This window comes from Pseudomonas sp. SO81 (assembly GCF_030374125.1).
Lineage (GTDB): Bacteria > Pseudomonadota > Gammaproteobacteria > Pseudomonadales > Pseudomonadaceae > Aquipseudomonas.
The window spans coordinates 4,086,349-4,104,821 of sequence record NZ_CP126126.1; the positions used below are offsets into that span (position 1 = coordinate 4,086,349).

The following is an 18,473-nucleotide window of genomic DNA, read 5'->3' on the forward strand; positions in this document are numbered from 1 at the left end:
AGGGCGACGCCCGCGGCTGAATCAATGCGTGCGGCCTGAGTCGAAAGTGTAGCGAGCGCCGGTTCAAGTTGGAGTCTGTCCGGCCGACAGTTGGGTTAACCACGGAGAGCATCGATGCTGCCGCCCATCCCCCACAGCCTGGTCCCGGTCACCGCCCAGCAGGACGTGGTCAAGCCGCGCCCGGAAATTCCGCCGGTGACGCCGACCAACGAGAGCTCCAACGAGGGCAAGGTGGAGCTGGACAAGCGGCACCCGCAAGAGGCCGAGGAGCTGCTGCGCGAGGAGCAGCGCCGCCGCCGGCGCCGCGGCTACACCCCCGAGGAGCTGGCCGAGCTGGAGGCCCACAGCCCCGAAGAGGAAAAGCTCCTGGAAGAGCTGCCGCGCCAGGGCCTGTGGGTGGACGTGGAAGTCTGACCCCCGTGGACCTGTTCGATTCCCAAGTACTGCAACTGCCTGACGCCGAGCTGGATTTCCGCCCGCACTGGGTGGATGTCGCCACCGCCGACCAATGGCTGCAGCAACTGACCGCCGAGACGCCCTGGGAGCAGCCGCGGCTGCTGATCCACGGCAAGCACTTTCCCGTGCCGCGTCTACTGGCCTGGTATGGCGACCCCGAGGCCAGCTACCGCTATTCCGGCCTGCTGCATCAACCACTGCCGTGGACGCCGCTGCTGGCCGAGATCCGTGCGCGGGTCGAAGAGGTGGCCGGTCAGCCGTTCAATGGCGTGCTGCTCAATTTCTATCGCGACGGCAACGACTCCATGGGCTGGCACAGCGACGACGAGTCCGTACTGGGGCGCAATCCGCTGGTCGCCTCGCTCAACCTCGGCGGGCCGCGCCGTTTCGATCTGCGGCGCAAGGGCAGCGGGCGCATCGAGCATTCTTTGCAACTGGATAGCGGTTCGCTGCTGGTCATGGCCGGCGCAACGCAGCATCATTGGCAGCACCAGGTGGCGAAGACCCGCAAGCCGGTAGCGCCACGCATCAACCTCACTTTCCGCCTGATCCGGTCCCGACCATGAGCGACGACAAGCTGATCGACTTCATCGCGGAGCGCGGCAAGCGCATCCACGACCTGCACGACAAGAAGCTGGACGACATGCGCCAGGCCTTCGAGCAGGCCATGCCGCTCAAGGGCAAGAGCAAGTCCAAGCCGAAGAAGAAGCGCTGAGCGTCCTCGCACGCTAGCTGCCATCCGCCTGCGGCGCCCTGTCGCGGCGCCCACCCCACCGGACATTGATCCGGATCAATTGCCGCCGCCACGCCTCCTCTAATCTGAGCCCATCACGACACGGCACAGCTCAGGAGGCAGCCATGTTCCTCGATACCGTAGTTCTCGCTGGCATCGGCACAGTCGCCCTGATGGTCGCCTTCTTCGGTGGCGTCGGTCTCTTCATCTGGAAGGATTCACACAAGAAGGCCAAGGCAATCGTCAAGGCCGAGTAATCCCTCCGCAACAGTGCACGCAAGGCATTTAGGGCGACTCCGGTCGCCCATTTTTTTGCCCGCGAAAAAAGAGGCCCGCACATTGCGGGCCTAAACGTGGTCTAGCGGCGCCGCTGCCACAGGCGGAAGGCCGGCTCGGCGAGGAACAGCACGCACATCAGCCGCAGCACCTGCAGCCCGGTGATCAGCGGCACCGACAGGGCCAGCGCCTCGGCGGTCAGGCTCAGCTCGGCGATGCCGCCGGGCATCATGCCCAGCATCAGCGAGCGGTGATCCAGGGTGCCCAGCCAGCTCAGCGCCTCGGCCACCAGCGCGGCGGCGAGCATGGCCAGCAGGGTGGCGAGCACCACCAGGCCGATGAAGCGCGGCGCGCGGCGGAAGAATTCGCGGCTGAAGTGGCAGCCCAGGGCGCTGCCGATCAGCCACTGGCCGATCTCGCTGGTGCCCGGCGGCAGGCTCAGCGGGCGATCCAGCCACACCGCGCCGGCGCCGGCGAACAAGATCGGCCCCAGCAGCCAGGGGTTGGGCTGGCGCAGGCGCTGCCAGAGCAGGGCGAACAGCGCACCACCGGCCAGTAGCAGCGCCAGCGTGGGCAGATCGCTGGCGCCACCGGCATGCGCGAGTGCGGGAGCTGCGCCCAGCCACCACTGGAACAGCGCCGGCACGCAGAGCACCACCAGCAGCAGGCGCACGCTTTGCCCGGCCGCCACCTCGCCGGTTTTGGCGCCATTGCGCTGGCCGAGGTTGACCATCTCGCTGGCACCGCCGGGCATGCTGGCGAAGAACGCCGTGGCGCGGTCGACGCCGGCGCGGCGCAGCAGGGCGATGCCGATCATGCAGGTCAGGCTGGTGGCCAGTGCACCGATCAGCAGCACGCCGCCATGGGCGAGCACCTGTTCCAGCACCGCCGGACTGAAGTGCAGGCCGATGCCGGTGCCGACCAGCCACTGGCCGAGCTTGCGCCCACCCGGCACCTCGCCCAGCTCCAGGCCGCCGAGGCAGCGCAGCAGCATGACCGCCAGCAGGGAGCCGACCATCCACGGCAAAGGCCAGCCGATCAGGCTGGCCAGGTAGCCGCCGGCGGCGCCGGCGACCGGGGTGAGCAGCCAGTTAGGCACGGGCCGCCTGCAGTTTGCGCCGGTTGCGCCACCAGCGCAGGCCGGGCAGGGCCAGCATCAGCGCGGCCAGGGCCCAGAGGCCGACGGTGATCGGGCTGGACCAGAGGATCGCCAGGTCGCCGTTGCTGATCGACAGGGCGCGGCGCAGGTTGGACTCCATCATCTCGCCGAGGACGAAGCCGAGGATCAGCGCCGACAGCGGGAAGTCCATCTTGCGCAGCAGGTAGCCGAACAGGCCGAGCGCGGCCATCAGCACCAGGTCGAAGGTGGTGCTGTGCACGGCGTACACGCCCACCACCGAGATGATGGTGATGGCCGGCACAAGGATCCAGGTCGGCACGCTGAGCATGCGGGCGAACAGGCCGACCAGCGGAATGTTCATCACCAGCAGGATGACGTTGCCGATGAACAGCGAGGCGATTAGGCCCCAGACCACGTCCGGCTGCTGCTCGAACAGCAGCGGGCCGGGGGTGATGTTGTACAGAGTCAGGGCGCCGATCATCACCGCGGTGGTGCCCGAGCCCGGCACGCCGAGGGTCAGCATGGGGATCAGCGAGCCGCATGCCGAGGCGTTGTTGGCCGCCTCCGGCGCTGCCACGCCGCGCAGGTCGCCCTCGCCGAAACGGCTGCTGGCACCGGCCATGCGCTTCTCGCTCATGTAGGTGATGGCGCTGGCGATGGTCGCCCCGGCGCCCGGCAGCACGCCGATGACGAAGCCGGCCAGGGAGCTGCGCACGCTGCTCCACCAGGTGAAAGCGAATTCCTTGGCGTTAAACAGCATGCGCCCGCTGGCCTTGGCCGCCTGCTGGCGGGTGGCGGTGTGTTCGAGCATCAGCAGCACCTCGCTGACGCTGAACAGGCCGATCACCACGATGACGAACTGGATGCCATCGGACAGGCCGACACTGTCGAAGGTGAAGCGATACACGCCGGTGGTGGCGTCCACGCCGACCGTGGCCAGGCCCAGGCCGATCAGCGCGGCGAGCAGGGTCTTCATCGGTTTGTCGCCGACCATGCCGCCCAGGCAGGCGATGGCGAACACCATCAGCACGAAGTACTCGGCCGGGCCGAAGGCCATCGCCCAGTTGGCCAGGATCGGCGCGAACAGCACCACGCCTATGGTGGCGATGGTGCTGCCGATGAACGAACTCATGGCCGACAGCGACAGGGCGATGCCCGCCTTGCCCTGACGCGCCAGCGGGTAGCCGTCGAGGGTGGTCATGATGGCCGCGGCGTCGCCCGGCACATTGAGCAGGATGGCGGAGATGCGTCCGCCGTACTCACAGCCCAGGTACACGGCCGCCAGCAGGATCAGCGCGGTCTCCGGTGGCAGGCCGAGGGCGAAGGCCAGCGGCAGCAGGATGGCCACGCCGTTGATCGGCCCCAGGCCCGGCAGCAGGCCGACCACGGTGCCGACGAAGGCGCCGAACAGCGCCACCAGCAGGTTGACCGGGCGAGTGGCGACATCGAAGCCCTGCATCAAGAAATTCAGCGTTTCCATCTCAGCTCTCCAGGAAAGCGGCGAACAGGCCGAGCGGTAGCGGCACGTCCAGCAGATAGTCGAACAGGCCATAGAGCAGGACGCCCATCAGCACGCCGCTGACGGCGCTGAGCAGCACGCGGCCGCCAAACAGCAAACCGAGTCCGAAGCCGATCAGGGCCGTGCTGAGGATGAAGCCCAGTGGCTCGAACAAGAGGGCGTAGGCGAGCAGGGCGCCGATGCACAGGGCCACCTTGCGTGCCAGGGCCCAGGAGATCGGCAGGGTCGGCTCGCCGCTGGGTTTGCACAGCAGCCACAGGGCCGAGGCGGCCATCAGGGTCAGCAGCAACAGCGGGTAGGCACGCGGGCCGACCGGGTCATACGAGAAGGGGGCCTGGAAGCCCCAGGCGACCACGGCGAGAAAGGCGCAGACGAGCAGCCACACCGCGGCGAACAGGCGGACGTACATGAGGAATTCCTCGTGATAGGGGGCGGCGGGAAGCGTCGCGAGCGCCGGGAAAGGCAAGGCGGAAGGCGGCGAGGGGAGGGAGTTGGGTTAACCCAATGACCGAGCCGAGCCGCCTTCCAACACAGCCTGTCCTGGCGCAGCAGCTTCCCTACTGAACCAAGCCGAATTCGCCGGCCAGGGCCTTGTAGTCCTGCACCTGCTTGAACACGTAGGCCTTCAGCTCGTCGCCGGTCATGTTCAGCGGGAACAGGTCGCGCTGTTCACGCAGCTTGGCGAACTCCGGGCTGGCCAGCAGGGTGTCGAACTGGGCCTTCCACCAGGCGAAGTCGGCATCGCTGACCTCCGGGCCCATGTAGAAGCCGCGGATCACCGGCCAGACGATGTCGTAGCCCTGTTCCTTGGCGGTCGGCAGGCCCTCCAGCTTGCCCGGCAGGCGCTGGTCGGAAAGCACGGCGAGGATGCGGATCTTGTTCGCCGCCAGCTGCGGGGTGACTTCGCCGAGGCCGCTGGAGGTGACCTGCACATGGCCGCCGAGCATGGCGGTGAGGGTCTCGCCGCCGCCCTCGAAGGCCACGTAGCGCAGCGCCTTCGGATCGATGCCGGCGGCGCGGGCGATCAGCGCGGTCTGCATCCAGTCCTGGCCGCCGATGGTGGCGCCGGCGCCGAAGACGATGCCGCCGGGGTCTTTCTTCAGGGCCTGGACCAAGTCGTCGAGGGTCTTGTACGGCGAGTCGGCGCGCACGCTGATGGCGCCATAGTCGGTGCCGATGCCGGCCAGCCAGCGCACGGCATTCTCGTCGTAGCGGCCGAACTTGCCCTGTGCCAGGTTGAGCAGCGAGCCAGAGGAGAACGCGGTGATGGTGCCGGCGTCCTTCGGCCGCTGGGCGACCACCGCGTTGTAGGCCACGGCGCCGACGCCGCCGGGCATGTAGGTCACGCGCATCGGGGCCTCGAGCAGGCCGTTGTCCTTGAGGCCGCTCTGGGCCAGCTTGCAGGTCAGGTCGAAACCGCCGCCGGGCTTGGCCGGGGCGATGCATTCGGGACGCTTGGGTTCGGCCAGCAGCTGGCCGGACAGGGCGAGGGCGCCGAACGCCAGGGCGATACGCGACAGGGCAGTGTTCATCATCTTCTCCTGTGGAGTTTTATTGTGGCTTACCAGATCGGCAGGGAGTAGCCGACGATCAAGCGGTTCTCGTCCGCATCGCGGGCGAAGCTGGAGCGGAAGCTGGCGTTGCGCAGGCGCACGTAGAGGTCCTTGAGCGGGCCGCTCTGCACCACGTACTTGACCTCGGTGTTGCGTTCCCACTCGTGGCCTTCTTCGCTGCTGCCGGTCACCTGGGCGTTGTCGCCCTTGATGTAGCGGGTCATGAAGCTCAGGCCGGGCACGCCGAGGGTGGCGAAGTCGTAGTCGTAGCGCGCCTGCCAGGAGCGTTCCTCGGCGTTGGCGAAGTCGTTGATCTGCACGAAGTTGACCAGGAACGGGTCGCTGCCATCGACGTAGGCGAAGCCGGTGTCGCCGGTCAGGTGCTGGTAGCCGAGGCCGACCTTGTGCCCGCTGTGGGCGTAGGAGACCAGGCCGTTCCAGGCGTTGTTGTCGACCTTGCCGGCCTCGGCCGAGCCGCTGTCGTCGCTGATCGAGACGCGCAGGTCGGCGCTCAGGCTGCCGCCGCCCAGGGGCTGGCTGGCGAGCAGGCCAAGGAAGTGCTGGCGGTAGATGTCCTCGACATCGGCATAGTAGTAGCGCGCCGTCAGGCCCTTGGCGAAGGTCCAGTCGAGGCCGGCCAGGTCCATGTGCTCGGCGGTGACGCCGCCGGCGAAGCGGCCGTTCTTGCTGTTGAGGATGATGTCCTCGGAGTTGGTCGAGGCGCGGTCGATGACCTTGTCCAGACGCCCGCCGAGCAGGCTCAGGTTGTCGATCTCGCTGGAGCTCAGCAGGCCGCCCTCGAACACCTGGGGCAACAGGCGGCTGTCGCTGGCCTTGACCACCGGCAGCTCGGGGATATGCGAGCCGTAGCGCAGCTCGGTCTTGGACAGGTTGACCTTGCCGGTCAGGCCCAGGCGGCCGAATTCGTCCGGGGTGCCGCCGTCGTCCTGTACCGGTAGCAGGTCGGTGCCGGTGCGGCCGCCGCCGGAGTCGAGCTTGACGCCGAGCATGCCGAGGGCGTCCAGGCCGACGCCGACCGTGCCTTCGGTGTAGCCGGACTGGATGTCGAGCAGAAAGCCCTGGCCCCATTCCTCGCGCTTGTTCTGGCCGCTGCCTTCACGGAAGTCGCGATTGAGGTAGATGTTGGTGGTGGTGAGGGTGGCGCTGCTGTCTTCGACGAAGGCGGCTTGCGCGGCGGCAGGCGCCAGGGCGCAGGCGAGCAGGCTGAGGCTGAAGCGACGGACAGGCGCCGTGGCCTGCCGATGGGCAGATCGCATCATGTGGTCTCCGATTGTTGTTCTTGTCACGCCGGGGCAACCACGCACCCGGCGTTTTATGGGTGGTTCTTGCCACCCTGGTCGCGATCCTAGGGGGCGAAACTTTCGCCAGCCTTTCAGGGTGAAAGAAACCCGCGGCGGCCTTCACAGGCCGCCGGCGCTGGTTACACTCGGCGAATAAATACGAGGTTTGTGGAGAGTGCCGCCGTGCGAATCCTGCTGGTCGAGGACCATCTGCCCCTGGCCGAAAGCGTGGCCCAGGCTCTGCGTGGCGCGGGCCTGACCGTCGATGTGCTGCATGACGGGGTGGCCGCCGAACACGCCCTGGCCAGCGAGGACTACGCCCTGGCCGTGCTCGATGTGGGCCTGCCGCGGCTCGACGGCTTCGAGGTGCTGGCCCGTGTGCGCGGGCGCGGCAAGACCCTGCCGGTGCTGATGCTGACCGCCCGTGGCGAGGTCAAGGATCGCGTCCACGGCCTCAACCTGGGGGCCGACGATTACCTGGCCAAGCCCTTCGAGCTGACCGAGCTGGAGGCGCGGGTAAAGGCCCTGCTGCGGCGCAGCGTGCTCGGCGGCGAGCAACAGCAGCGTTGCGGCGCGCTGGTCTATGACCTGGGCACGCGGCGCTTCACCCTGGGCGAACAGTTGCTCAACCTGACCTCCCGCGAGCAGGCCGTGCTGGAGGCGCTGATCGCCCGGCCGGGGCGGGTGATGAGCAAGGAGCAGTTGGCCGACCAGGTGTTCGGCCTGGACGAGGACGCCAGCCCGGACGCCATCGAGATCTACATCCACCGCCTGCGCAAGAAGCTGGAGGGCGATGCGGTGCGCATCGTCACCTTCCGCGGCCTCGGCTACCTGCTGGAGTCTGCGGGTGAGTGAGGCCAGCGCCGGCAGCCTGCGTGGCCGGCTGCTGCGACGCCTGGCAGCGCTGTTGGCCATCCCGCTGCTGATCGGCAGCCTGAGCGCCTACTGGAATGGCCGGCATGCGGCCGACGCCGCCTATGACCGCACCCTGCTGGCCTCTGCCCGGGCCATCGCCGACGGCCTGTACACCGAGGACGGGCTGCTGCGCGCCGACGTGCCCTATGTGGCGCTGGACCCGTTCGCCTATGACTTGGAGGGGCGCATCTTCTATCAGGTCAGCGACCTGCAGGGGAAACTGGTGTCCGGCTACGACGGGCTGCCGCCGCCACCGCCGACCACGCCGCGCACCGATGATTATCCGGCCCTGGCGCGTTTCTACGACGGAGAGTTCGACGGCGTCGGCGTGCGGGTGGTCAGTCTGCTGCAGCCGGTCAGCGAGCCGGGGATGAACGGCATGGCCGAGATCCGCGTGGCCGAGACCGACGTGGCCCGCGTGCGCATGGCCCGTGGCCTGCTGCTCGATACCCTGTGGCGCATGGGCCTGCTGGCGCTGATCAGCCTGGCCCTGGTGTGGCTGGCGGTGAGCGCCGCGCTGCGTCCGCTGGAGCGCCTGCGCGCGGCGGTGGAAGAGCGCCAGCCGGACGACCTGCGCCCGCTGCCGCTGGTCGAGGCGCAGGACGAGCTGCGCCCGCTGGTGGCCTCCCTCAACCACTTCACCGAGCGCCTGCGCCAGCAGTTCGAACGCCAGGCGCAGTTCATCACCGACGCCTCCCACGAGCTGCGCACGCCCTTGGCCGCGCTCAAGGCGCGCATCGAGCTGGGCCTGCGCGAGCGCGAGCCGGCGCTGTGGCACAGCACCCTGGAGAAGGCGGCGCAGAGCACCGACCGTCTGACCCATCTGGCCAACCAGCTGCTGTCGCTGGCGCGCATCGAACGGGCCGCCCGCGCCGTCGAAGAGGGCGGTGCGGAGCGGGTGGAGCTGGCCCAGCTGGCCCGCGAGCTGGGCCTGGCCCTGGCGCCGCTGGCGCACCAGCGTGGCATCGCCCTGGCCCTGGAGGCAGAGGTGGAAGTGCCGCTGCGCGGCGAGCCGATGCTGCTGCACGAACTGATCTATAACCTGGTCGACAACGCCCTGGCCCATACGCCGGTCGGCGGCAATGTGGTGCTGCGGGTGCTGAGCCCGGCCGTGCTGGAGGTGGAGGATGACGGCCCGGGCATTCCCGCCGAGGAGCGCGAGCGGGTGTTCGAGCGCTTCTACCGGCGCAATCCACAGGGCAGTGGCGCCGGGTTGGGGCTGGCGATAGTCGGCGAAATCTGCCGTGCCCATCGCGCCGAGATCGAGCTGGCGCAGGGCGAGCTGGGTGGCTTGCTGGTGCGGGTGAGTTTCCCAGTCGCTCAGTAGGCCAGGCTGAGGGGCTGCTGGATTTCCAGCAGGTACTGGGACACCTTGCCGCTGTCCTGCAGGGCCTTCAGACCGCGGTTGAACTGCGCCATGCGCTGTTCGTTGCCGGGCACTTTTTTCGACAGCAGCAGGTGCAGGCTGTCGCTGCGCAGCGGTTGCGGGTGGAAGCTCAGCTGGCTGCGCGCCTCGCGGCTGAACTGGCTGTGCAGCAGGTCGAAGGCCACCACCTTGTCCATCGGGAACACGTCCAGGCGGCCGGCCAGCAGCATACGCAGCCCCTGTTCCTCGTTGCTCAGGCGCTTGACCTTGAGCTGACCGTCGCGCTCGGCCTGCTGGAAGGCCTGGCCGTAGTCGTAGTCGATGGCGCCACCGATGCGCAGCGATTTGAGGTCGGCGACCTCCCTCCATTCGATCGGCTGGTCCTTGCGGTGGAACAGGTAGTAGCCGCTCTCCACCACCGGATCGCTGATGAAGAAGGCCTGTTCGCGCTCGGGGCTGCGCAGCCACACGGCGCTGCCTTCGCTGTTGCCGCGCTCGGCGCTGCGCAGGGCACGGGCCCAGGGATAGAACTCCCATTTCACCTTCACCCCCTCCAGGGCAAAGGCTTCCTCGACGATGCGCGAGGCGACGCCATGGTGGGGGAGGTTCTGGCCGAGGTAGGGGCTCCACTCGCCGTTGGTCAGGCGAACCTCGTCGGCCGTGGCGGCCAGAGGCATGAGCAGGGCGAGCAGCAGTGGCAGCAGGCGCATGGCAGGTTTCCTTGACTGAGCGGGGCGGAGCCGGGTCCTTCGGCGCCGTGGCGTACGGCTTCTATCGCCGCCCGGGGTGAGCCGGGCTTGCTTGCAGTCTAGTCAGGATATGCGTGGCTTGCGGGAGCGGGCGACCAAGCGTCGCCCGTTGCGCTTATTGCAGCATGCTGGCGGCGGCTTCCATCGCCGCGGAGAGGTCTTCGTCGGCCTGCATGTCGACGTTCGGGTCGAGGCCGAGCTTGGCGAAGGCCGGGATCTGGCTCCAGTCCAGCTGGGTGTAGGGGTGCTCGCTGCCCAGGTAGCTCTGCAGGGTGGCGACCTGGACGATGTCGACGTAGTCGGCCTTCGGCGAGTTGCGGCTGAAGTCCAGGTGCTGGCTGGGTACGATGGCGATCGGCTCGGGGAACTCCCAGGCACGCAGGATCTTGTCGCCGATGATCGGGTGGATCTTCTCGATCACGTGGTTGAGGCTGATCGAGTCGGCCAGCAGGGCGTTATTTTCTTCCGCGTAGGTAAGGATCGGCAGCACGCCGATCTGGTGTACCAGGCCGGCCAGGGTGGCCTGGTCGGGCATCAGGCGGGTGTAGTGGCGGCACAGCACGTGGCAGATGCCGGCGATCTCGGTGCTCTTGTTCCACACTTCGCGCATCTTGCGGTCGACCACGTCGCTGGTGGCCTGGAACATCTGCTCCATGGCCAGACCGGTGGCGAGGTTGCAGGTGTAGTTGATGCCGAGGCGGCCGACGGCCATCTGCAGGTCGGTGATTTCCTTGCTGGTGCGCAGCAGCGGGCTGTTCACCACCTTGATGATGCGCGCGGTCAGCGCCGCGTCGTTGCCGATCACCTTGCTCAGGGCAGGGATGCTGATGTTCGGGTCTTCCGCCGCCTCGCGCACCTTCAATGCCACCTCGGGCAGGGTCGGCAGCACCAGCTCATCGTTCTCGATGGCGTGGATCAGTTCTTCCTGGACTTTCTCGGCAAGCTTGCTCATCTCGGTTCTCGGGTCACTCGACCGCTTCAGTTTAGGTGCTGAAGCGGACTTCGTTCAGGGATGCCGGGGTTGTACCGCGTTTGCCCGGGGTCATGCATCAGCTTTTTTACCTAGCGCTGGATTTCGCGATCCGCGTCCAGTTGGTACGGCAGTTCCAGTAGCTTCAGGCCAGGGCCGTCATTGCTGCCGAGGTGGATTCGGCCATCGGCGACCGCATCCTCCTGCAGTACCGCCAGCAGCTCGGCACCGCCTTCGGTAGCGGCTGCCAGCACCACTTCGCCGACGCTGGAGCCGTGGACCGGCGAGAACAGCTCGCTGCCCACGGCCGGCAGCTCGCCCTGGGCCAGACTCAGACGTTGTAGACGCCGCTTGAGCTTGCCGAGGTACTGCATGCGCGCGACGATTTCCTGGCCGGTGTAGCAGCCTTTCTTGAAGCTGACGCCGCCGACGGCCTGCAGGTTGATCATCTGCGGGATGAACAGCTCGCGGGTGGCACCGAACACCTGGCCGACGCCGGCGTGCACCTGGCCGAGCAGCCAGTCGTTGAGCGGCGCCTCGCGCAGTTGCGCGGCCAGACGGCTGTGCAGGCTCTCGGCCTGGTCTGCCGGCGCCCAGAGTTCGGCGCGGCTGCCGGGCAGGCGAATGGCGGTCAGGTCGTTGGCGCGGGCCACGACATCGGCCTGCTGCGGCAGGTCCAGGCCGAGGTCGAGCAGGGCGCCGTCGCCACCGTCCAGGCCGAAGCGCACCCAGCTGGCGGATTCGTCGGCGAGGGTGGACTTGGAGAACACCGCGTACTTCTTCAGGTCCGCCAGTTGCGCCTCCAGCAGTTCGCTGGCCATGGCCAGCAGGTAACCGTCGCCGTCCTGCAGGATGCGGAAGCTGGAGGTCATGCGGCCCTTGGGCGTGCAGCGCGCGCCCAGGCTGGAGGTACGTTCGTCGAGATAATTCAGGTTGCAGGTGAGCTGGCCCTGGAGGAACTTGGCGGCGTCGGGGCCGCGCACGGCGAGCAGGGCTTCGTGGTTCAGCAGGGTGAAGAAGGCGGAGTCGGCCATGGGCGATCGCTGGTTGCAAAAGACAAGGGCGTCATCATAGAGGCCCCCCGGAGCCTTGTCAGCGTGCCGAGTGCGTGCGGCGTCGGTATACTGCCGCTCCTTTGCACAGGAGCCGCTGCATGGCCGACGCTACCGAACTCAATCGACTCTTCTGGCACAGCCGCCGCGGCATGCTGGAACTGGACGTGCTGCTGGTTCCTTTCGTCAAGGAGGTCTACGCCACCCTGGATGCCGAGGATCAGGCGCGCTACCGCAAGCTGCTGGAGTGCGAGGATCAGGACATGTTCGGTTGGTTCATGCAGCGCGGCGAGCCGGAAGACCCCGATCTGCGCCGCATGGTTCGCATGATCCTGGATCGTGTCCAGCCGAAGTGAAGTCTTCGAATGCCATTGGCAGGCCTCGCGCCTGCTGCTGGCGGTCTACCTGTCGGCGCTGGTCCTGGCGCTGATCACCCTGTTCGTCGTCGAAGTTCCGCTCTGGGCGTCCCTGCTCGGTGTCGGCGCCTGCCTGCTGCATGCCGCCTGGGTGGTGCCGCGACAGATCCTGCTGCGCCATCCGATGGCCTTCACCGGGTTGCGTCGCGACGAGGAGGGTTGGCAGCTGTTCAATAGTCGCGATGGCTGGCAGCCGGTGCAGCTGCGTCCGGACAGCCTTGCCCTGCCGTTGGTCGTGGTGTTGCGTTTCCGCCTGGCCGGCGAGCGGCGGGTGCGTGGTCTGTGCATCCCGCGCGACGCATTGCCGCGCGAGGCGCACCGGCGCCTGCGCGTGCGGCTGAAGTTCAGCCGGCGTAGGTGGGCGGCGCCAGGATAGTGTCGTGGGCCTGCGGCAGCAGCTGCGGGTAGTCCAGGGTGTAGTGCAGGCCGCGGCTCTCGCGGCGCAGCATGGCCGACTCGATCATCAGCTCGGCGACCTGAGCCAGGTTGCGCAGCTCGATCAGGTCGCGGCTGACCTTGTAGTTGCTGTAGAACTCGTCGATCTCGTCGAGCAGCAGACGCACCCGGTGCTGGGCGCGCTGCAGGCGCTTGTTGGTGCGCACGATGCCGACGTAGTCCCACATGAAACGCCGCAGCTCGTCCCAGTTGTGCGCGATGATCACGTCCTCGTCCGAGTCGGTCACCTGGCTGGCGTCCCAGGCCGGCAGGGACTGGGGCATCGGTACCTCGTCGAGCTGGGCGAGGATGTCCTCGACCGCCGAGCGGGCGTAGACGAAGCACTCCAGCAGCGAGTTGCTGGCCATGCGGTTGGCGCCATGCAGGCCGGTGAAGCTGGTCTCGCCGATGGCATACAGGCCTGGCACGTCGGTGCGCCCGTGCTGGTCGACCAGGACTCCGCCGCAGGTGTAGTGCGCCGCCGGCACCACCGGGATGGGCTGGCGGGTGATGTCGATGCCGAACGTCAGGCAGCGTTCATACACGGTGGGGAAGTGCGCCTTCACGAATTCGGCCGGCTTGTGGCTGATGTCCAGGTACACGCAGTCGATACCCAGGCGCTTCATCTCGTGGTCGATGGCGCGGGCGACTATGTCGCGCGGGGCCAGTTCTTCGCGCGCATCGAAGCGCGCCATGAAGCGCTCGCCGTTGGGCAGCTTAAGGTGCGCGCCTTCGCCGCGCAGGGCCTCGGTGACCAGGAAGCTCTTGGCCTGCGGGTGGTACAGGCAGGTCGGGTGGAACTGGTTGAATTCCAGGTTGCCAACCCTGCAGCCGGCGCGCCAGGCCATGGCGATGCCGTCACCGCTGGCGCCGTCCGGGTTGCTGGTATAGAGGTAGACCTTGGCCGCGCCGCCGGTAGCGAGAATCACGAAGCGCGCGTGATAGGTATCCACTTCGCCGCTGTTGCGATTGAGCACGTAGGCGCCGACGCAGCGCTGGCCGGGCAGGCCGAGCTTGCGCTCGGTGATCAGGTCGACCGCCACTCGCTGCTCCTGCAGCTCGATGTTGGCGCGCTGGCGGGTCTGCAGCAGCAGGGTGTTGAAGATGGCCGCGCCTGTGGCATCGGCGGCATGGATGATGCGCCGGTGGCTGTGGCCGCCCTCACGGGTGAGGTGGAACTCGAAGCCGCCGTCCTCGCGATCCTGTTCTTCGTCGCGTGTGAAGGGCACGCCCTGTTCGATCAGCCACTGGATGGCTTCGCGGCTGTGCTCTACGGTAAAGCGCACGGCGTCTTCGCGGCACAGGCCGCCGCCGGCGTTGAGGGTGTCGCTGACGTGGGACTCCACGGTGTCGGCATCGTCCAGCACCGCGGCAACACCGCCCTGGGCCCAGTAGGTGGAGCCGTTGGCCAGGTCACCCTTGCTCAGCACGGCAATGCGCAGGTGCTCGGGCAGGGTCAGGGCCAGAGTCAGGCCGGCAGCGCCGCTGCCGATGACCAGAACGTCGTGCTGATAGTGTTGGCTCATCTACTGCTGATTCCGCAGGGATCGAAATGGCGCCGCCTAGTATATAGAGGGGGTGGCCGGCACAATAGCTGGGCTTATGACGTAGAAGAACACTCTGGAACTTTCTTAGTCGTTCAAGTTCCAACGACAGTTGCCAAATGTGCCTGTCGTATTGGAGCGGCGGCCAGATTGGCCAGGTTATTCATGCAGTAGTCGAATCGACGATGCTGTAACGCTTTGCAAGGCCATCGAGAGCCGAGCAAAGCTTCTTCGGAGGGGAGAACTTTTGCGCAACGCCCGAGTCTATCTTGGCAGACGGAAAGACTGGCCGGCGCGGATCTCCTCCGGAACGAACGAGGAGTATTCATGCTAGCCCAGGAAGACGATCAGCAGCTGGTCGAGCGGGTGCAGCGCGGCGACAAGCGGGCCTTCGATCTGCTGGTACTCAAGTACCAGCACAAGATCCTCGGCCTGGTGGTGCGCTTCGTTCACGACAGCCATGAGGCCCAGGATGTCGCCCAGGAAGCTTTCATCAAGGCCTACCGGGCACTCGGTAATTTCCGCGGTGACAGCGCGTTCTATACCTGGCTGTACCGCATCGCCATCAACACGGCGAAGAATTATCTGGTCTCGCGGGGGCGGCGTCCGCCAGACAGTGATGTCAGTTCCGAGGATGCGGAGTTTTACGACGGAGATCACGCGCTCAAGGACATAGAGTCGCCCGAGCGCGCCATGCTGCGGGATGAGATCGAGGCCACGGTGCATCGGACCATCCAGCAACTGCCTGAGGATTTGCGCACGGCCTTGACCCTGCGCGAGTTCGATGGACTGAGTTACGAGGACATTGCCAGCGTCATGCAGTGTCCAGTCGGTACCGTGCGCTCGCGGATCTTCCGGGCCCGCGAGGCCATCGACAAAGCCCTGCAGCCTTTGCTGCAGGAAGCCTGAATGTGAGACAGCGGCGACAGCCAAGAGAGGAAACACCATGAGTCGTGAAGCCCTGCAGGAATCGCTGTCCGCGGTGATGGATAACGAAGCGGACGAACTGGAACTGCGTCGAGTGCTGGCGGCTGCCGGCGACGATGCCGAACTGCGTGGCACCTGGTCGCGTTACCAGATCGCGCGTGCGGTGATGCACAAAGAACTGCTCGAGCCGCGTCTCGATATCGCGGCCGCCGTTTCTGCGGCGCTGGCCGAAGAGGCAATGCCGACTGCGACTGCTCGTGGTCCGTGGCGCATGGTTGGACGAGTGGCGGTAGCTGCCTCGGTGACCTTGGCCGTGCTGGCTGGCGTGCGCTTCTACAATCAGGACGAGTTGGCCGGCGCCCAGTTGGCGCAGCAGGGCGTACAGCCCAGCCTGACTCTGCCGCAAGTGCAAGGCCCCGCTGTGCTGGCTGGCTATACTGAGGCAGCGTCGCCGTTGCAACAGAGCGCCGAACAGTCCAGTTCGGGTTGGCACGAACAGCGTCTGCCTGCTTATCTGCGTCAGCATGCGCAACAGGCTGCCGCCACCGGTGCTGATACCGCGCTGCCATACGCCCGAGCCGCCAGCCTGGAAAATCGCTGAGAGGGTACATGCGCGTCATCCCCCTTATAGCTCTACTCGGCAGCTGTCTGGTTTTGCCCGCACAGGCTGCCGAGAGTTGGTTGCAGCGGTTGGCTCAGGCCGACCGGCAAAGCTTTCAAGGTACTTTCATCTACGAGCGCAATGGCAGCTTCTCTACCCATGGCATCTGGCACCGGGGTAGCGAATCTGGCGTCAGCGAGCGTTTGCTGCAGCTCGATGGACCCGCGCAAGAAGTGCTGCGGGTCGATGGCAAGCCGCAATGCATGAGTGGCGCGCTGGCCGAGCAGGTGGTCGATGCTCAGTGGCCTGCACGTGAACTCAATGCGGATCAATTGGAACAGCGCTACGACATGCGCGTGCTGGGGCGTTCTCGGGTGGCCGGGCGTTCCGCCACGGTGCTGGCGCTGATTCCCCGTGACCAGCATCGATACGCCTTCGAACTGCATCTAGACGACGAGACCGCGCTGCCTCTGAAGTCGCTGTTGATCAGCGAGAAGGGGCAGTTGTTGGAGCGCTTCCAGTTCGTCAGCCTGGACCTGACTGCCGATGTCGATGACGCCGCGCTCAAGCCGGGGGAGTCGTGCAAGCCGGTCAGCCTGGGCAAGGTGGCCGAGTTGCCACAGTCCTGGAAGGCCGGCTGGGTCCCGCCGGGCTTCGAATTGAGCCAGGCGCTGCAACGTACCAGCCCGGCCTCGTCCGAGCCGGTGGCTTGCCTGCTGTATGGTGATGGTCTGGCTCGCTTCACAGTGTTCCTCGAGCCGCTGCGTGGGGCTGGGGCGGAAGATGCTCGTAGCCAGTTGGGGCCGACTGCTGTTGTCTCGCGCCGCATGAGTACCGCTGACGGCGACATGATGGTCACCGTGGTGGGTGAGATTCCTTTGGGTACCGCCGAGCGCGTGGCCCTGTCTATGCAGACTGCGACGGCTGTCGAGAGCTCTGCACAGTGATCTGCTGCGGTATGGGCCGATTCGGGGTGGTTTCTTTCTCCGAGTCGGCCTCGTTGCATCTGTTGTAATGATCGTGAAAATTCCTGTCTTCTAAGTGGATGGAGCTGAAGTCGATGCTTAGCCTGAAATCCTCGCTGTCCGGTCTGTGCGCCCTGCTGTTGCTCGGGCAGATGTCTCTGGCGCGTGCCGAGTTGCCCGAATTCACCGAATTGGTGGAGGAGGCCTCGCCGGCCGTGGTGAACATCAGTACGCGACAGAACCTGCCGCAGCGTGAGGTGGCAGCTCCGGGGCAGATGCCGGACCTCGAGGGCATGCCGCCGATGTTCCGTGAGTTCTTCGAGCGCAACATTCCGCAGATGCCGCGTAGCCCGGGGGGCGGTCGCCAGCGCGAGGCGCAGTCGCTGGGTTCCGGCTTCATCATTTCCGGCGACGGCTATGTACTGACCAACAATCATGTGGTGGCGGATGCCGACGAGATCATCGTGCGCCTGTCCGACCGCAGCGAACTGGAAGCCAAGCTGATCGGTGCCGATCCGCGCACCGATGTGGCTCTGCTCAAGGTCGAGGGCAAGGGCCTGCCGACCGTCAAGCTGGGCAAGTCGCAGGCGCTCAAGGTGGGCGAGTGGGTGTTGGCCATCGGCTCGCCCTTCGGTTTCGATCACTCGGTCACCGCCGGCATCGTCTCGGCCAAGGGGCGCAGCCTGCCGAACGAGAGCTACGTGCCGTTCATTCAGACCGACGTAGCGATCAATCCGGGTAACTCCGGCGGACCGCTGTTCAATCTGGACGGCGAAGTGGTTGGTATCAACTCGCAGATATTCACCCGCTCCGGCGGCTTCATGGGGCTCTCGTTCGCCATTCCCATCGACGTGGCCATGGATGTCGCCAATCAGCTGAAGTCCGAGGGTAAGGTCAGTCGCGGCTGGCTGGGGGTGGTGATTCAGGAGGTGAACAAGGACCTGGCCGAATCCTTCGGTCTGGACAAGCCGGCCGGTGCGCTGGTGGCTCAGGTACTGGAGGAGGGGCCGGCTGCCAAGGGTGGTCTGCAGGTCGGAGACGTGATCCTCAGCCTGAATGGTCAGCCGATCATCATGTCGGCCGATTTGCCGCATCTGGTCGGGGCTCTCAAGCCCGGCAGCCAGGCGGATCTGGAAGTGGTGCGCGAGGGTGAGCGCAAGCGTATTGCGCTGAGCATCGGCGCCCTGCCGGAAGAGGGCGAGGAGATGCCGGTGGCTGGCGAGGCGGGTGTCGAGCGCAGCAGCAATCGCCTGGGGGTGTCGGTGGCGGAGCTGAGCGCCGAGCAGAAGAAGGCCTTCGACCTGCGCGGTGGTGTGGTCATCAAGGAAGTGCAGAGCGGCCCGGCCGCGCTGATCGGCCTGCGCCCTGGCGATGTCATCACTCATTTGAACAACCAGGCCATCGATTCGGCCAAGACTTTCACTCAGGTGGCCAAGGAGTTGCCGGTCAATCGCTCGGTGTCCATGCGCGTGCTGCGCCAGGGACGCGCCAGCTTCATTACCTTCAAACTGGCCGAATAGGCCTGGTTGGAAGCAAGAAGGGTGGCGTTGGCCGCCCTTTTTTTGTGGCTGCCGG

Annotated in this window: 21 protein-coding genes; 12 read left to right on the plus strand and 9 right to left on the minus strand. The window is 66.5% G+C overall.

The window, feature by feature from the left end; all coding sequences use genetic code 11:
- The first annotated feature begins 114 nt into the window (after positions 1–114).
- The 4 genes from OH686_RS19445 to ccoM all read left to right on the plus strand — a co-directional run bounded on the left by OH686_RS19445 (position 115) and on the right by ccoM (position 1,446).
- On the plus strand, positions 115–414 hold the full coding sequence (locus OH686_RS19445) for an aspartate-semialdehyde dehydrogenase (RefSeq protein WP_289534584.1): 300 nt from the start codon (positions 115–117) through the stop codon (positions 412–414).
- Positions 415–419: 5 nt separating this feature from the next.
- The gene (locus tag OH686_RS19450) at positions 420–1,022 is read left to right on the plus strand and encodes an alpha-ketoglutarate-dependent dioxygenase AlkB family protein (RefSeq protein WP_289534586.1); all 603 of its coding nucleotides are present in this window, start codon (positions 420–422) and stop codon (positions 1,020–1,022) included.
- Complete coding sequence (locus tag OH686_RS19455) at positions 1,019–1,171, plus strand: hypothetical protein (protein WP_289534588.1); 153 nt, start codon at positions 1,019–1,021, stop codon at positions 1,169–1,171. The genes OH686_RS19450 and OH686_RS19455 overlap by 4 nt, the downstream gene beginning before the upstream one ends.
- Positions 1,172–1,314: 143 nt before the next feature.
- On the plus strand, positions 1,315–1,446 hold the full coding sequence (gene ccoM, locus OH686_RS19460) for a cytochrome c oxidase subunit CcoM (protein ID WP_289534590.1): 132 nt from the start codon (positions 1,315–1,317) through the stop codon (positions 1,444–1,446).
- 101 nt (positions 1,447–1,547) lie between these two features.
- On the opposite strand, the gene OH686_RS19465 is transcribed toward ccoM, so the two are convergent.
- The 5 genes from OH686_RS19465 to OH686_RS19485 all read right to left on the minus strand — a co-directional run bounded on the left by OH686_RS19465 (position 1,548) and on the right by OH686_RS19485 (position 6,934).
- Positions 1,548–2,564, minus strand: a complete 1,017-nt coding sequence (locus tag OH686_RS19465) for an AbrB family transcriptional regulator (protein WP_289534591.1) — start codon at positions 2,562–2,564, stop codon at positions 1,548–1,550.
- Positions 2,557–4,065: a tripartite tricarboxylate transporter permease gene (locus OH686_RS19470; protein WP_289534592.1), complete on the minus strand. Its 1,509-nt coding sequence runs from the start codon at positions 4,063–4,065 to the stop codon at positions 2,557–2,559. The genes OH686_RS19465 and OH686_RS19470 overlap by 8 nt, the downstream gene beginning before the upstream one ends.
- Position 4,066: 1 nt before the next feature.
- Positions 4,067–4,513: a tripartite tricarboxylate transporter TctB family protein gene (locus OH686_RS19475; RefSeq protein ID WP_289534594.1), complete on the minus strand. Its 447-nt coding sequence runs from the start codon at positions 4,511–4,513 to the stop codon at positions 4,067–4,069.
- A 148-nt stretch (positions 4,514–4,661) separates the two neighbouring features.
- Positions 4,662–5,636, minus strand: a complete 975-nt coding sequence (locus tag OH686_RS19480; protein ID WP_289534595.1) for a Bug family tripartite tricarboxylate transporter substrate binding protein — start codon at positions 5,634–5,636, stop codon at positions 4,662–4,664.
- Between the two features lie 29 nt (positions 5,637–5,665).
- Positions 5,666–6,934: an OprD family porin gene (locus OH686_RS19485; RefSeq protein WP_289539054.1), complete on the minus strand. Its 1,269-nt coding sequence runs from the start codon at positions 6,932–6,934 to the stop codon at positions 5,666–5,668.
- 207 nt (positions 6,935–7,141) lie between these two features.
- Here OH686_RS19485 and tctD point away from each other — a divergent pair, with 207 nt between their 5' ends.
- Together tctD and tctE are read left to right on the plus strand one after the other, a co-directional pair.
- Positions 7,142–7,813, plus strand: a complete 672-nt coding sequence (gene tctD, locus OH686_RS19490) for a two-component system response regulator TctD (protein ID WP_289534596.1) — start codon at positions 7,142–7,144, stop codon at positions 7,811–7,813.
- Positions 7,806–9,200 carry a two-component system sensor histidine kinase TctE gene (tctE, locus tag OH686_RS19495; protein ID WP_289534597.1) on the plus strand — a complete coding sequence of 465 codons (1,395 nt, stop codon included), beginning with the start codon at positions 7,806–7,808 and terminating at the stop codon, positions 9,198–9,200. The genes tctD and tctE overlap by 8 nt, the downstream gene beginning before the upstream one ends.
- On the opposite strand, the gene OH686_RS19500 is transcribed toward tctE, so the two are convergent.
- The 3 genes from OH686_RS19500 to ygfZ form a co-directional block, all read right to left on the minus strand.
- Positions 9,194–9,949, minus strand: coding sequence for a substrate-binding periplasmic protein (locus tag OH686_RS19500; protein ID WP_289534599.1), 756 nt, complete (start codon positions 9,947–9,949; stop codon positions 9,194–9,196). The genes tctE and OH686_RS19500 overlap by 7 nt on opposite strands.
- A 154-nt stretch (positions 9,950–10,103) precedes the next feature.
- Positions 10,104–10,940 carry an HDOD domain-containing protein gene (locus OH686_RS19505; RefSeq protein ID WP_137971486.1) on the minus strand — a complete coding sequence of 279 codons (837 nt, stop codon included), beginning with the start codon at positions 10,938–10,940 and terminating at the stop codon, positions 10,104–10,106.
- A 110-nt stretch (positions 10,941–11,050) separates the two neighbouring features.
- Positions 11,051–11,992: a CAF17-like 4Fe-4S cluster assembly/insertion protein YgfZ gene (gene ygfZ / locus OH686_RS19510; protein WP_289534600.1), complete on the minus strand. Its 942-nt coding sequence runs from the start codon at positions 11,990–11,992 to the stop codon at positions 11,051–11,053.
- A 119-nt stretch (positions 11,993–12,111) separates the two neighbouring features.
- Here ygfZ and OH686_RS19515 point away from each other — a divergent pair, with 119 nt between their 5' ends.
- Both OH686_RS19515 and OH686_RS19520 read left to right on the plus strand, forming a co-directional pair.
- A complete protein-coding gene (locus OH686_RS19515) occupies positions 12,112–12,366 on the plus strand; it encodes an FAD assembly factor SdhE (RefSeq protein ID WP_137971488.1) in 255 nt (84 codons plus the stop codon).
- A complete protein-coding gene (locus OH686_RS19520) occupies positions 12,350–12,802 on the plus strand; it encodes a protein YgfX (protein ID WP_289534601.1) in 453 nt (150 codons plus the stop codon). The genes OH686_RS19515 and OH686_RS19520 overlap by 17 nt, the downstream gene beginning before the upstream one ends.
- Here the strand turns inward: OH686_RS19520 and nadB are convergent.
- Positions 12,771–14,387 (minus strand): L-aspartate oxidase, encoded by a 1,617-nt coding sequence (gene nadB / locus OH686_RS19525; protein WP_289534602.1) that lies wholly within the window; start codon positions 14,385–14,387, stop codon positions 12,771–12,773. The genes OH686_RS19520 and nadB overlap by 32 nt on opposite strands.
- A gap of 345 nt (positions 14,388–14,732) precedes the next feature.
- Here nadB and rpoE point away from each other — a divergent pair, with 345 nt between their 5' ends.
- From rpoE to OH686_RS19545, 4 genes are all read left to right on the plus strand, one after another.
- Positions 14,733–15,314 carry an RNA polymerase sigma factor RpoE/AlgU gene (rpoE, locus tag OH686_RS19530; RefSeq protein WP_137971491.1) on the plus strand — a complete coding sequence of 194 codons (582 nt, stop codon included), beginning with the start codon at positions 14,733–14,735 and terminating at the stop codon, positions 15,312–15,314.
- A gap of 37 nt (positions 15,315–15,351) precedes the next feature.
- Positions 15,352–15,933 (plus strand): sigma-E factor negative regulatory protein, encoded by a 582-nt coding sequence (locus OH686_RS19535; protein ID WP_289534603.1) that lies wholly within the window; start codon positions 15,352–15,354, stop codon positions 15,931–15,933.
- 8 nt (positions 15,934–15,941) lie between these two features.
- Positions 15,942–16,880: a MucB/RseB C-terminal domain-containing protein gene (locus tag OH686_RS19540; protein WP_289534604.1), complete on the plus strand. Its 939-nt coding sequence runs from the start codon at positions 15,942–15,944 to the stop codon at positions 16,878–16,880.
- Positions 16,881–16,993: 113 nt separating this feature from the next.
- A complete protein-coding gene (locus OH686_RS19545; protein ID WP_289534606.1) occupies positions 16,994–18,418 on the plus strand; it encodes a DegQ family serine endoprotease in 1,425 nt (474 codons plus the stop codon).
- The last annotated feature ends 55 nt before the right edge of the window (positions 18,419–18,473 follow it).

What these genes read in the sequence shown, in the direction of transcription:
- OH686_RS19445 (WP_289534584.1), top strand. Translation starts at nt 115, where the DNA reads ATGCTGCCGCCCATCCCCCACAGCCTGGTCCCGGTCACCGCCCAGCAG.
- OH686_RS19455 (WP_289534588.1), top strand. Translation starts at nt 1,019, where the DNA reads ATGAGCGACGACAAGCTGATCGACTTCATCGCGGAGCGCGGCAAGCGC.
- ccoM (WP_289534590.1), top strand. Translation starts at nt 1,315, where the DNA reads ATGTTCCTCGATACCGTAGTTCTCGCTGGCATCGGCACAGTCGCCCTG.
- OH686_RS19470 (WP_289534592.1), bottom strand. Translation starts at nt 4,065, where the DNA reads ATGGAAACGCTGAATTTCTTGATGCAGGGCTTCGATGTCGCCACTCGC.
- OH686_RS19475 (WP_289534594.1), bottom strand. Translation starts at nt 4,513, where the DNA reads ATGTACGTCCGCCTGTTCGCCGCGGTGTGGCTGCTCGTCTGCGCCTTT.
- OH686_RS19480 (WP_289534595.1), bottom strand. Translation starts at nt 5,636, where the DNA reads ATGAACACTGCCCTGTCGCGTATCGCCCTGGCGTTCGGCGCCCTCGCC.
- OH686_RS19485 (WP_289539054.1), bottom strand. Translation starts at nt 6,934, where the DNA reads ATGCGATCTGCCCATCGGCAGGCCACGGCGCCTGTCCGTCGCTTCAGC.
- OH686_RS19500 (WP_289534599.1), bottom strand. Translation starts at nt 9,949, where the DNA reads ATGCGCCTGCTGCCACTGCTGCTCGCCCTGCTCATGCCTCTGGCCGCC.
- OH686_RS19505 (WP_137971486.1), bottom strand. Translation starts at nt 10,940, where the DNA reads ATGAGCAAGCTTGCCGAGAAAGTCCAGGAAGAACTGATCCACGCCATC.
- ygfZ (WP_289534600.1), bottom strand. Translation starts at nt 11,992, where the DNA reads ATGGCCGACTCCGCCTTCTTCACCCTGCTGAACCACGAAGCCCTGCTC.
- OH686_RS19515 (WP_137971488.1), top strand. Translation starts at nt 12,112, where the DNA reads ATGGCCGACGCTACCGAACTCAATCGACTCTTCTGGCACAGCCGCCGC.
- nadB (WP_289534602.1), bottom strand. Translation starts at nt 14,387, where the DNA reads ATGAGCCAACACTATCAGCACGACGTTCTGGTCATCGGCAGCGGCGCT.
- rpoE (WP_137971491.1), top strand. Translation starts at nt 14,733, where the DNA reads ATGCTAGCCCAGGAAGACGATCAGCAGCTGGTCGAGCGGGTGCAGCGC.
- OH686_RS19535 (WP_289534603.1), top strand. Translation starts at nt 15,352, where the DNA reads ATGAGTCGTGAAGCCCTGCAGGAATCGCTGTCCGCGGTGATGGATAAC.
- OH686_RS19540 (WP_289534604.1), top strand. Translation starts at nt 15,942, where the DNA reads ATGCGCGTCATCCCCCTTATAGCTCTACTCGGCAGCTGTCTGGTTTTG.
- OH686_RS19545 (WP_289534606.1), top strand. Translation starts at nt 16,994, where the DNA reads ATGCTTAGCCTGAAATCCTCGCTGTCCGGTCTGTGCGCCCTGCTGTTG.